Annotated in this window: 1 protein-coding gene; it reads left to right on the top strand. The window is 64.0% G+C overall.

The features are described 5' to 3' along the window. The first annotated feature begins 35 nt into the window (after nucleotides 1-35). Nucleotides 36-14,531 carry a LysM peptidoglycan-binding domain-containing protein gene (locus AC1DW0_RS26805; RefSeq protein ID WP_477949070.1) on the top strand — a complete coding sequence of 4,832 codons (14,496 nt, stop codon included), beginning with the start codon at nucleotides 36-38 and terminating at the stop codon, nucleotides 14,529-14,531. Nucleotides 14,532-14,764: the final 233 nt, after the last annotated feature.

The raw sequence follows: 14,764 nt of genomic DNA, 5'->3' as shown, positions 1-14,764 counted from the left end.
TCTGGTATCCAAACTCCAAAGAGCAGGGAAGCAGCATGGTTTCGGTCGTGACGGGTAGTGGCAACGGTTTGGTCAACACGTCCAAGGACGTGTTGGGCGGGGCGGGCGGGATAGGGCAGGCCGTCACGGGGCGCGCCGGTGAACAGATCACCGTCAATGCGGCCAACGGCAACCTGGTCATCCAGGACCGCGACGAATATCTGGTGGGCGTCGGCCCGGACGTCGACCTGCTCCGTACCTACAACAGCCAGGGCGGCTGGGACGGCGACAACAACGACGGCTGGCGGATCGGCTACTACCGCCAGGTCACGCTGACCAGCGGCTCGTTCAACGCGGACGGCAGCGTGGCCAAGCGCGTCGAGGCTGACGGCACGGAGCGCAGCTACACCTGCAACGCCGGGGTCTACGTCAGCAAGGAAGGCGGTGGGCAATACGACACGCTGAGCTACGCCGGCGGCGTCTGGACCTGGACGGACGGCGACAGCGGCGTCAAGGAAACCTACGCACTGGGCAACGGCATCTACCGCCTCACCCAGGTCACGCAGCCCGAAGGTCATTTCGTGGCGGTGACCTACAACGCCAGCGGCCTGATCGACACCCTGGGCACCTACAAGGCCGGCAGCGTCGTGGGCACCAACGCGCCGGACGAGAAGGTCACGCTCACCTACAGCGGCAACCAGCTCGGCAGCATCACCACCAGCTACCTGGAAGCGGGGCAGAGCAAGACCCGCAGCGTCACCAGCTACACCTACTACCCGGCCGGCTCGGGCATCAAAACAGGCAAGTTGCAGGCCGTCACGACCGACCTGACGCCGACGGACACAACCGACGCCAAGGCCTACACCGTCACCTACGACTACGACGCCAACGGCCGGCTCAGCAGCCTGCAGCAAACCGACGGCAGCCGCTTCACCGTCGAGTACTACGGAGATGGCCGCGTCAAGTCGCTCAAGGACGACCAGAACCGCCTGACCAGCTTCAGCTACGACGCCGCCAACGGCACCACCACCGTCACCGACCCGCTGAGCCAGGCCACCACGCTCAAATACGGCGCGGCGGGCCAGTTGCTGGAAGTGGCGGGGGCGGCCCTGGGCGGGGCCAGCTTCAAGCAAAGCTACACCTACAACGCCAGCGGCGACCTGCTCACCAGTACCAACGCCAAGAATGAGACCACCACCTACGCCTACGACGGCACGGGCGGGGGCAACGGCGCCTGGACGCGCCGCACTGACGCGGCCGGCAACGTCACCGAGCGCAGCTACGACGCCACCAGCAAGCTGCTGCTGAGCGAGACCGTCTACAGCGTGGCCGACGCCGATGGTCCGGGCGGGCCTGCCCCTATCGGCGGGAGCACCACCCGCTACATCTACGGCAGCAACATCGCCAAACGCCAGCTGGCCTATGTGGTGGGCCCCGGCGGGCAGGCCACCAGCTACACCTACGACGCCAAAGACCAGCTCCAGCGCCGCACGACCTACACCGCGGCCTACTACACCTCCACCTCCTTCACGCTCAGCTCGCTGTCCAGCTGGGTGGCAAGCCAACCCGCCAGCGCCGCCCGCCAAGTCACCGACTACGCCTACGACCTGCGCGGCCAGGTGACGCAGGAGACCCGCTACGCCACCGGCAGCAGCGGCGAGGCCAGCATCGCCCAGACCACCTACAACGCCTTCGGCCAGTTGCTCAGCCGCCAGGACGGCTCCGGCGTCAAGCTGAGCTACGAATACGACGGCCTCGGCCGCGTCACGAAGACGACGGACACCAACGGCGTCCAGACCCTCTACAGCTACGACGACCAGAGCCGCAAGACCAGCGTCCAACTCGACAACGGCCAGACCACCGTCCAGCTCTTCGACACCCAAGGCAACCTCGTCAGCAGCGATGTGCTCGGTGCGGGAAACACAGCCGGCAACCCGAAGGCCCTGGGCCAGACCCTCTACAGCTACGACGCCCTGGGCCGCCTGTGGCGCGTGCAGGATGCCACCGGCGTCGCCAGCTACAGCCTCTACGACGTGAGCGGCCGCAAGAGCGCCGACATCGCGCCCAACGGCCAGCTTACCGAGTACTTCTACGACGGCGCCGGCCGCCTCATCCAGAGCATCGCCTATGCCAGGCTGCTGGACAGCACCAAATTGCAGGGGCTCGGCGCCTCCAGCACCATCGCCGGCGCGCGCCCGGCGGCCGACACCGTCAACGACCGCATCACCACCTACTACTACGACACCGCCGGCCGCCTGCAAGGCCGGCTCGATGCCGACGGCTACCTCGTCGAGAACCAATACGACGGCGCCTCCAACCTCGTCAAGGAGACCCGCTACGCCACGGCCCAGGCCGTGGTGCGCCTGGACCCTGCCAACGGAACCACCCAAAGCACCGCCCCGTTGCTCACCCGCCCTGCGTTGGATGCCGTCAACGACCGCGTCACCCGCAACCTCTACAACGGCTCGGGCCAACTGGCCGCGCAGATCAACGGCGAAAACGTCCTGACCGTCTGGACTTATGACGGTGCAGGCAACAAGCTCAGCCAGCTGCGCCGCTCCGCGCCCCTCAGCGCCACCGAGCAGACCTACTCTCTCAGCCAACTGCAGACCCGCAACTTCATGCGGAACGAGAACCTCCAGGGCCTTAATCCGCTGGCCGACGATGAGTTCACGCAGTGGATCTATGACGACAAGGGCCAGCTCATCGCCCAACTCGACGCTGAAGGCGCCCTCACCGAATACAGCTACGACGGTGCCGGCCGCCTGCAGGACACCTTGCAATATCTCAAGCAGGGTGCGAAACCCATCGGGATCGCTTTAGTCAACGTGTTGCCCCCGCCCATTGATCCGGTAACACACGTCCCGACAGGACAACCTACCCCGGTCTACGGCCCCGCGTGCTTCACCTTCGTCCGCTCCGGAAGTGGCAGCGCGACTGTGCCACTGGACACCCTGCGCGCAGGCCTCGGCACCCCCCTCAAGACCAGCCGCAGCTACAACACCCTCGGCCTGCTGCTGCGCGAGACGGCGGTCGACGGCACCCAGACCCTCTACCAATACGACAACCTCCAACGCCTGCAAAGCGTCACGCGGGCCGAAAGCCAGCCCGACGCCCGCACCCAGCTCATCGGCTACGACGACTGGGGCCGCGTGCAGACCACCAGCCTGCAAGGCGATGCGACGGGCGTCACCGCCACCTACGACGCCGCCGGCCGCAAGACCAGCACCACCGACGCGCGCGGCACCAAGACCGTCTACTACTACGACGCCCAGGGCCGCCAGCAATACGCCATCCTCATCGACCCCCTGCTCGGCGGCGAGGTGAGCGAGACGATCTACAGCAACTTCAACGAACTCGCCGTCACGGTCACACACGCGCAGCGCCTGGGCACGGCCATCGCCAACGGGCTGGCCGGCGGCGCCTCCACCGCCACCCTCGCCGGGCAAGTGGGTGCGCTGGCCAGCGGGGTCAAGGACAACAAGCAAACCGTCCTCTACAACCGCCGCGGCCTCATCCAGCAAGCCATCGACGCGCTGGGCTACAAGACCGACACCAGCTACAACGCCTTCGGCCAGGTCGACAACACCATCACCGACACGGGCACGGCGGCGTCAGGCCTGCGGCGCCTGACCACGACCTACACCTACGACCGTCGCGGCGACGCCGTGCGGCGTGAGTTCAGCGGCACGGGTGTGAGCAACGTCGCCACACAGGCCTACTTCGACGCCCTGGGCCGCCTGCAGTACAGCATCGACGAGCGCAACCAGACCACCAACTACACCTACCTGCGCGACACCGGCAATGGCCGGCAAGTGACGGTGAGCGATCCGGCGGGAGACGTCACCACCACCTACGACGCGCTGGAGCGTGTTGTCAGCCGCAAGGATCGCAACAACCACACGGTCAGCTACACCTACGACGCCGTCGCTCGCACGATGACGATGACGACCGAGGAGGGCGTGCAGGTGGTGACCGAGACCACGCGCCACGGCCAGGTCTACAAGGTCACAGATGCCTTTGGCACCACCACCTACGCCTACGACACCCACGGCAACCTGTTGACTACGACAGACGCAGCCGGCAATGTCACCAAGAACACCTACGACCTCAACGACAACCTCACCCAGGTCATCCATGGCCTGAAGTCCAACGGTACGGCGCTGCCGACCGACGACGGCAGCGCCGTCACCACGGGCTACAGCTACGACGCGGCCGACCGGATGCTCACGCAGACCGTGAACCCCGGGGCGCAGCAGCTTGTGACCACCTACAAGTACGACGGCCAGGGCCGCCGGGTCGAGATCACGGACCCGCGGGGTACCGTCACGACGCAATCGTTCAACGCCAAAGGGGAGCTTCAAGAGGTCGTCATTGACCCCGTCAACGCCACTGACTCGCCTGAAGTCGCCGCAAAGCGGCTCAAGCTCAGGACCAGCTACAGCTACGACGCCCAAAGCCGCGTGCTCACCGTCATCGAAGGCGACGGCACGGCAGCGGCACGCCGGACCGACTACAAATACGACGCGCTGGGGAACCGCACAGAAGAGATCGTCGACCTCAATGGCATCGCGCTGCGCACCCGCTACGAGTACGACGCGGCCGGCCATGTGCTCATCAAGCGCAACAATCTCAACGAAGTGGTGAGCCGCTACCGCTATGACGGCGCGGGCCGGTTGCTGGACAGCATCGACGGCACGGGCGCCGTGACTCGCAACGTCTACGACAAGGGCCAGCTCAAGGCCATGCTGGCACTGCCCACCCGCCTGGGCGCGGGATGGGCGACCGACCTCGACAGTGCGCTCAGCGCCAATCTCAATGCATTGATCGACGGTGGAGAGGCTGTCAACCTTTTCGTCTACGACAAGGACGGGCGGCTCACCTACAGCGTGAATGCGGCCGGCGAAGTGAGCCGGCGCATCTACGACAAGGCCAACCGGGTCGTGGAGACGGTGCGCTACGAAACCAAGCTCAGTAGCCCAACGGCAGCGACCGTGGACGCGTTGGCCGCGCAGGCAGCTGGCCTTACCGAAAAACCGCTCAATCAGCACAGCTACGCCCGCTACGACGCCATCGGCCGCCTGACCTACAGCGTCGATGCGACGGGTGCCGTCAGCCGCTTCGAGTACGACCGCAACGGCCACGTCGTCAAGCAAAGCCGCTACGCCAACCGAATCACCTTGCCGCTGGCCGACGGTGTTGACCCCAGCGTCACGCTTGCGCCGAGCAGCGATCGCATCGACTACTTCCTCTACGACCCCACGGGCCGCGAGCAGTTCCACGTCGATGCTGAAGGCTACGTCACTGAGACGCTCTACGACGACGCTAACGGCACCACCACCACCCGACGGTATGTAGATCGCCTTTCGTTCAGCGGCACGCCCACGGCCAGCGCGATCGCGGCCATGAATCGGACGGGTGTCGCCACCTTCGGCCGTCAGGTCGACCGGGCCGGCCGCCTCAGCGTCGAATCCGACAATGGCGTGAGGACCGTCACCGCCTACGACGAAGCTGGGCGGGTCAAGAGCGTGACTCAGGCGGAGGGTCTGGCTGAACAGACCATCACCAGCTACAGCTACAACACTGCAGGCCAGCGCACCGAGATGACGGTCGCATCGGGCAGCGCTGCTGCGGCCACGACGAAGTATCGGTACGACGGACGCGGCAATTTGCAGTGGGTTGTCGATCCGCGCGTCGTGCCGCTCACCACAGGCGATACGGCCTGGGAGCGCGCGGAGCGCAAACGCCTGGGCTATATGGAGGCCCTCAGCGACGTCTCGGAGGGCGCGAAAGAAACGCTGAGGAACATCTATTCCACTGAGTTCACCTTCGACCTGATGGGTCGCGTGATTCAGTCCAAGCAGTACCTGGATACCTACAACCAGGTCATTACCGCCACTGAATACGACGCCTTCGGCAACGCATCGGTCATCACCGACCCGCGCGGCAACAAGAGCTACCAGGTCTTCGACAAGGCCAACCGCCTGGTCCAGAGCATCGACGCTGAAAGCTATCTCACCGTCTACTCCTACGACGCCTTCGGCAACCTTCAGAGTTCCCGGCACGTGGACGCCAAGGTGTCAGGCACCGTGGCGGGCAAGCCTGTGGCCTATGCCGCCAACGACGCCCTGGACAGCGTCTCGTCCGCCAGCTACGACAAGGCCAACCGGCTGCTGACGCGGACCGAATGGGCCAACAGCGACAACGAGACCTATACCGAGGGCGCGTCCGGCCCGCTCAACGCCTTCGGCGAGCGCGACGCGGCGATCAACAAGCTGGGCGGCGTCACGAGCTACAGCTACGACAAGCTCGGCCGCCTGACCCAGGAGATCCTGCCTGTCACCTCGACCAACGAGGAAGGCGTGGAGGCCAAGAACGGGCAGGGGGAGGCGATCAAGGTCACCAACGCCTACGAGTACGACAGCCGTGGCAACCGCATCAAGGCCACCGAGGCCGTCGGTCTGCCTGAAGAGCGCGTCACGGAAATGCGCTACGACGAAGCTAACCGCCTCGTCTACCGCATCGGCCGCTCCTACACCGCCACCAAGGCAGATGGCAGCGCCGTCACCGTCACGCCGGTGGACTACACCGGCTACGACCACCTCGGCCGCGTTGTCGAAGTCGTGCGGCGCGGCAACTGGTCGGGAAGCGGCGTCGTCAGCGGCACCGGTAGCCGCAGCCTGAGCTATTACAACGCGCGCGGCGACGTCGTGGCTCGCGTCGCGCCGGACGGCGCCTACACCACCTACACACTGGACGCGGTCGGCAACGTCTTCACCGAGACGGCTCTGGCCCAGGTCGTGACCATGCCCGCTGCAACGGGCACCCCACCGGCGGCGGTCACGACTGCTGGCAAGGACCGCACCACGCTGCGCCTGTACGACCAGCTCAACCGCATGGTCGAAGTCCAGGTCGTCGGCATGCGCTACTGGGAATCCACCGGCAGCGACGACAGCAACTTCACGACCGCCCTGCAAACGCCGGGTGTCGTCAAGGTGCGCAAGCTGGCCTACGACGCCAGCGGCAACATCGTGCAGGACACGGATGCGCGCGGCAATTCGGTGTACCGGTACTACGACAAGCTGGGCCGCCAGACCCTGAGCATCGACCAGGAAGGCTACGCCACTGCCTGGGACTATGGCCGCCACTTCATGGCCGCCACGAGCCAGACTCGCTACGCCGGAGCCTTGACCTCAACGCAATACGTGCGCCAGGATGACTTCGCCAGGAATGCTGCGCTGCGCGACCCGGTGGGCATCCTGGGGTACCTGAGCCCGATCGACCGCCGCAAGACGGAATATGACCTGGACCGCCTGGGCCGGGTCACCGAGCAGCGCGTGCTGGACGTCGCTGCGAGCGTCGTCGACGCCAACGGCAACATCAGCACCAGCTCGCAGACGGCCCGCACGCAATACTTCTATAACGGCCTGGACGCAGTGCGCTTGACGCGCGAGTATGTGGGGGCTGGCACGGGCGGCACCGGCTGGAACGAGACCACCGTCAAGTTTGACCTGCTGGGCCGCGAGACCCAGCGTATCGCGCCCGCCTTCAAGGACTACCGGGGCACCGATGTCCAGCCGACGACGGACACCAAGTACGACGGCTTGGGCGCCGTCACTCGCATCATCAAGCTCGGCGAGACGTCCTCCCAGGACCGCGTCACCAAATACCGCTACGACCACCGCAACGGCGACCTCGCTGGCATCGTCGATGCCAACGGCAACCTGACGAGCTACGCCATCGGCACCAACGGCCAGCCCAGCCGCGTCACGATCAATGTGAGCGACGCGAATGGCGCGACCCACAACGTCATCAAGACCTATGTCTACGACGCCATGGGGCGCGTGACCACGGCCAGCGACATCGGCACCGGCGAGGTGCGGCGCACGCGCTACAGCGCCTTCGGCGAGGTCGAGGCCCGGGGGCTGGGCACTGCGGACGTATGGCAGGAACGCATCGACTACAACGCGCTCGGCAAGATCGAGCGCAGCAACAGCGGCGACGGTGTCACGCGGTTGTACATCTACGACCGCAACGGCAATGCCACGCGCCAGATCACGAGCACGGGCGTCGATCTGCGCACCGCGTCGCTGGATACGGCGGCGGTAGACGCCACGCTCATCCACGCCTTCAGCGCCTACAACAATCGCAACCTGCTCATCAAGACGGCCGACATCAAGATCAGCTACTTGAAGGACCAGACCACGCTGTCGGCCGCCTTCGTCAAGCAGATGACCGACCTGTACGGCGCGATCACGGTGGCGCCGCCCGATCCGTTGAAGAACCTCCCGACCGAGATCACGGGCACGGGCGGCGCCTTCTACGCCAATCCCAATACCGGCGGGGCGGCCAGTTCGCTGTATCCAGCGAGTTCCGGCGTAGCCCAGATGGATCGACTCTTCGTCCTGGCGCCCGCCAAGCGAACCGCCCAGGTGAATCAGGCGAATGACGTCGTGAAGGACCCAGGCAGCGGTGGCAATGCGACGTACCTGCTCTTTTCAAGGGATCTGCTTCCCGGCCAAAGCGGGGTTGTCTATGTCCGCAAGGTGGGCATTGGCGATTGGGCGACTGTGGGTATTGCCGCACAAGGTGGCCAGTCCGTGTCTGGCGCATTGCCGGCGGGCGAAGGCCAATGGGCCATCGTCGTTGCTTCTTCGGATGGCAAGCTCTATCGGACCAGCTACACGGTGACCAATGGCGTCGCGGTCGTGGATAGCGCGATGACGACCGTCATGACGATGGTCGCTCCGATCCCAAGCCTGAACATCCCGCTCGCGTATTCCACGGCGCTGTCGAGTCAGGCGGTGATCACCATGGACGTGCGACTGAATGGCTCGACGTTCAAGGCAGTGCTGGACGGTTCAACGCTGACCTTCCCGTATGGCTTGACCGCCAAGTATGAGAGTGGCAAGTTGTCCATCCCCTGGGTAACGCTCAAAGCTCTTGTGCCGGGGCTCGACGAATTCTCGACGCGCTCGATCAACTACGACATCACGGTTTACGGGGCGCCAACCATCACGACGGACAGGCGCAACATCCTGGGCAATGCCAGTGGTACTTGCGAGGCAGGATTTGACGGTACAGAGAACGTCGCCAGCACGGTCACTACGCAGACCAAGTATTTCCCGTGGGTCCAGCTGCCATTTCTCAACACCAGCATCCCGGGCTGGATCGATCTCAAGGATGAGGGCCAAGGCCCCAATGGCCAGTACTCCGGTCTGCCGGATCGGGACCTGCGGCGCTACGACGCTGGCTCCAATACGCTGATCAACCTGCAGGATTTCGTTCCTGCCAGCGGCATGCGCACGATCACGGTGAGCTTCACCGCCAACGCATACGGCAGCTCGGTCGCGTACAAAGGCCATATCGACCTGTATGCGAATGGGTACGCGTCGCTTCGCGATCTGAATGTGCCGGCACCCGGCGTGATCCTCACGCTGCCCGGTGGCGCCAAGACACTTTCGGTGTTGCGCCTGCTTCAGCCTGGACAGGGGGACCCGCGCTACGTCGGGGGCAACCTGACGCAATGGTGTCCGCCAGGTGCAGCGCCGGGGACTTGGACCTGGCCGGTCTACACCAACCAGACCGGCGAGTGGAACATGTACTACGAGGCCCTAGGGGCCGATGGCAGCATTGTGGCCAAAGGGACGGGTTGGTACGAGTTCAAAACTGACGGCACGATGAGATCCGCTACGGTCGCGCCGGATGTCATTCCGGACTACCTGACGCTCACGCCGCCGGCCAATTCGGCGGACTTCACGCTGAAGTACCGGCTGAAGAACTCCACCGGTGCCTGGACCCCGGTCAGTCGCGGCAACGGCCTGGTCATTGACGGCAGCCGCCTGAAGTTGTCCTCGGCGAACTTGCTGCCGCCCAACGGCGGCTCCATGGTGGAGTACGAGTACACCTACGAAGCCAAGACGGCCAGCGGCGGCATTTTGAGCAAGGGTGGTGGCGAGTTCCAGGTGATGAAGTACGGGGCCGTGGTACCCACCAAGATGTATCAAGACCGCGTGCCGCTGCAGCCCATTGTCTTCAAGGGCTCGCCCGGTCGCGGGGACGCGAAATTCATGCGGCTCACCTACACATCGACGGCGACCGGCCTTGCCGTTACCCCGCCGGACATGGAGGGCGCCTGGGTGGGCGATCAGGTCACCGGTTATTACCAGTACACCTGGACCACGCCCTTTGACAGCCGATCGATCGCCGCAGAGGAAACCTACAACATCGAACTTGCGCTGCTGAACGCCTCGAAGGCGGCGGTGATGGACGAAGCCGGCAACGCCATCGTCACGCACGGCACCATGAAGGTGGGTGGCTCCTCCGAGAAGCCCTGGGAGATCAAGCAGAACGTGGTGTCCATCACCAAGGACGCCCAAGTCAAGCGCTTCCAGACCTGGAATGCCTTTGGTGAGATCGCCTCGGAATTTGACGAACGCGTGCTGGAGCGCGCCCAGGCCCAGGTCGCCTTCTACAACAGTACCGCCAGCGGCCTCAAGGGTGCCAGCCCGTATGTTGTCGACGCCAGCGCGGTGAAGACCGAGTTCGTCTACAACACCCTCGGCAAGCTGATCAAGAAAACGGATCCGCAGACGTTTGAGACGATGGAAAACGGCTTCATCCGCCGTATCCGCCCGGTCACCGAGTATGGATACGACCTGCTTGGGCGCCTGACCGTCAGCACCGACGCCAACAAGCATCAGAGCAAGGTCCACTACGACGGCGATGGCGATGCCAATCGCATCCAATGGGCTGCTGACAATGGCCAAAGCAAGCAGCTCACCGACATTTTCGGGGACGTGCGCCTGCTCGAGAACGCACTCCACGCGCAGACCGAACAGGGCTACGACGCGCTTGGTCACCTCACCTCGGTGCATCGCAAAGGCGTGTCCCGGGTGCAGGAATTTGGCGCGACTGAGTTCTCCGGCACCGCACCGGTCACCGCCGATACGTTCACCTACTACGCCTATGACGCGCTGGGCCGGCGAATCAGCCACACCGACGCCCTCGGTCAAGTCGACAAGACCTGGTACGACGACCTGGGTCGCATCACCAAGGCACGGAGTGCCGCTGGCCTGGAAACCGGCCACCGCTACGACTACGTCGAAGCCAGCACCACCGGCGCTGGCGCCGTGTTGGGTGTGGGCGGAATCAGCGTCGGCGGGTACAAGCTCACTACCACTGGCGCCGATGGCCGCACCACGGTCGACAAGGCGGACTACTTTGGCCGCACCACGTGGCACGCCGACCTGAAGGGCAGGGACTTCACCTACAGCTACAACATGGCCGGCCAACTGTGGAAACAGACCAGCACCGCCAGTGGACAGAACATTGAGTACAGCTACCTGCAAAACGGCCTTATCGCTGAGGCGCGTGACCAGGCCACGCACGTATTGAGCCGCTATGGATACGACGACGCAGGCAACCGCACCAGCGAGTCCTACGTTCAACTGCTTGACGACAACACAACCGTCAGCAGCAGCTACCAGACCAGCACGATCGCCTACGACGAACTCGGTCGCATCGCCCGCGTGTGGGACGGCGTTGTAGAAGGCACCGGCTACGACTTGTCCCGTACCCATGACGTGCGCTACGAGTACGACGCCGTGGGCAACCGCCGCGCCGTTCACGCTTTCTACTGGAATCCGCTGGACCGCAGCGTGCGTGGTGAAGACGTCTTCTACTACACCTACGACGAAGCCGACCGATTCACCACCACCAAAGGCATGCTTAACCGCCGCGGCACGTCCGAAACCGACGATGGCGCCAGCATCGGTTTAGGTTTTGCTGGCTCTCAGGCCGTCAAGATCGGCTATGACAAGGCCGGCCAGCGCACCTCGGCCACCACGGTCGATGGCACCGTCGAGACCTACACCTACAGCTCCGACGGCTATCTCGAAGACACCTACATCAAGACCGCGGCCATCACCGCCCCGCAACTGCGCGCGCGCCGCCGTGTCGATGCCATTGGCCGCACCGTCGAGTACAAGGAATGGAGTGCCGACAACCGCACGATTCAGTCCACCTCCAGCAGCTACGACAACGACAACCGGCTGCTCACGCAGAAGTTTGTCAGCAGCAATAGCCTCAATCCCACGGACACCAGCAACAACTACACCCTCAGCTATCGCTACTACCAAAAGTTCGATGCGGCAAAAGGCACGAACGACGTCCTGACCGACGCCAACCAGACCGGCGCGGGACAGCTGGCGAGCATTCTCCAGACGCCAGCCCCCCAGCCTGGCCAACCCCTGACGGTCAGCACCACCACGACCTACGCCTATGACTACTGGGATGACGCCAAGCAATCGGTCATCACCAAGTACATGCTCAACCAGAACACGACCAGCACGCTTGGTTACGACGTCAACGGTCACCTCAAGAGCAACACCGATACGGGCACCGGCGTGACCCAGATCTACGTCAACAACGCCAATGGCCAGGTGTTGCAGCGCACCAGCACCGGTATGGCCCACTACTTCTACTATGCGGATGGGCACCGTATCGGCGACGTGGGTAACACCCCCGACGACAAGCTGCGCGTGAGCTACGCCGAGCAGCTTGCCCACCGGGGGGCTGAAGACGCCGAGGCGCGCCGTGAGCGCTACAAACACCCCAATCCCGTCACCAGCGCCGACTTCGATCAAAACTACGAGCCCATCAACGCCAGCTATCCCGGTGCTGCCGCTGGCGTCTACACCGTGCGCCGCAACGGCGAGACGCTGCGCACCATTGCGCAGGCCTTGTGGGGTGACTCGAGCCTCTGGTACGTCCTCGCCGAGGCCAACGGCATGCTCAATGACAGCTCGCTGATTGCGGGGCAGGTGGTCGTGATCCCTAACAAGGTCACCAACATCCACAACAACAGCCAGACCTGGCGGCCCTACAACCCCGGTGAGGCCATCGGCAACGTGGACCCGAACTGGTCCGAGGCCAACACGGCGGGGTTCAAGAAGCTGGGCGAGGACATCCAGCGCTCGATCGGCAGTGCTATGAACAACTTGGCCACGGGCAATTGGATGATGCAGATGAGCGAGCAAATCGTCGCTTCTCAGGCCATGTTCTCCATGACGATGTATCAGCAGAGTGCGGCTTTGTCATTGTGCAACCAGGCAGCCGAGGCGCAGAAGAACAACGCACCGCCACCACCGCCCAAGCCCACGGGAGACCCGGCCAAGGATCGGCAACTCCTCAAGGATTTGTTCAACGACCCGCGCTACCGCAACGACGTGAAGGACGCGGTCTACGCCGTCACAGGCGGGGGCTCGGTAACGTTGGCCCAGCACATGTCAACGTTGGGCGAGGGTGTGCGCTTGGGAGCAGTGAATGTCGACGCGTTCTGGTGGCGCGAGACGGCGCTGGGCGCGTTTGGCAATGCGATTGGGGACAGCATTGCGCAGTCCTCGCGACCTGAAACCCAGGGCGTTGGCCCGTACTCGGCGGCGGACTACCGCAACGGCTCCGATATCGAGAGCGACAACTACTCGCCACCGAGCCGGCCGTACACGGGTGGACAAGCGTGGGCTTCGGACGTGGCTGCGCGCAAAGCGGGCGCGAGTGCGCAACAGCTCGACGAGCTGCTAGCTGGCGTGGGTTCTGGTGGCGGCGTCGATACCCGGCCGGGCAGCATCTACGTGCAGCCGGGGGACAGCCTTAGCAAGATTGCTGCGAGGTTCTCGGAGTACGGCGGCGTCAACGACCTGAAGAACCAGCTCATCGCGGCTAACCCACAACTACGCGACCCGAACGTGCTGACCGAGGGGATGGCGCTGAACTTCCCGAGTGCCGGAACGGTCGTTGATAGGGCCGCGATGGGGCGTGCCGTTGGAGCGGATGGGCGATATCAGATGGCCTTGGCTCTGAAGGAGTCAGCGGCGCGCGCGGAGATGCTGGGGCTGAGCGGTGGCGTGGATGCGGTGCCGGCCGACCCCGATGCTCTGCGTTACGCTGCCGAATATCAGGCGCGCATAGACAGAGGCCCACAGGCTTCGGCATTCGATGCGTCGGCAGCGCGGGCACGGCAAGAGGCGCAGCAGAAAGCTGCGACTTCCATAGGCTTGGCGGCGGGAGGGCTTCTTACAGGCTGGGCAGCTGGTGCTCAGCTGGTAGGCGCGCCGGACAACGTTGTGAACGACATCGGTGTTGCGCAGGCTGGTTTGGTAATGTCCCTAGCACCGGCATTGGCCAATCAAGGCACCGTTATTGCGAAACCAGTTGACCCGAGGTTCGACCCGTCAATTGACGCGTTCATCAACCCAGGCAAGCAATCGCGTCATGTGCTTGGGGAGAAGGACTATGAAAGTCCACGCGGCGGAAAGAGCTACTTCGGTCAAATGAGTGATGCACAGGATGTGCTATCTGCCTACCAGAGTAGGCAGGCTGTTGTCGTTGGTAGGGGTAGCGATGGAGGGCCGATTGTCCGCTTCGACGCGGGTGTCGGCTTCAACCACAACCCGGGCGCCGGTTACCCCAATCAGCCAACGAACATCTTCTGGATTAAGGGAAGCTCCAGCGTGAGTGTCGTTCCCCTGTCGCCAACAAAGGGTCAATAGCATGGTCGATGTCCATTTGAAGAACAAGGCGTTCGTCAACTTCGCGGCGGCTTGCCTTGGTCAGGTGAGCAGAAACGTCCGACGAATAGACTTTGCAATGGATTCCCCTGGGGCCTATCGCGTTCGAGTCGTCCTGCGGGAAGAGTCGTCTGAAGATAGGACTGCGCTGGGGGAGGTTCTGGAAGACTTCGAGGGGACCCGTGAACCGCCATACGAAGGGCAATTTGAGATTG

It is taken from the genome of Roseateles sp. P4_D2, from assembly GCF_056401875.1.
The sequence above is the reverse complement of the archived record's forward strand: the minus strand, read 5'-3'. Positions and strand labels throughout refer to the sequence as shown.

Coding starts and splice junctions, on each gene's coding strand:
- AC1DW0_RS26805 (WP_477949070.1), top strand. CDS start 36: ATGGTTTCGGTCGTGACGGGTAGTGGCAACGGTTTGGTCAACACGTCC.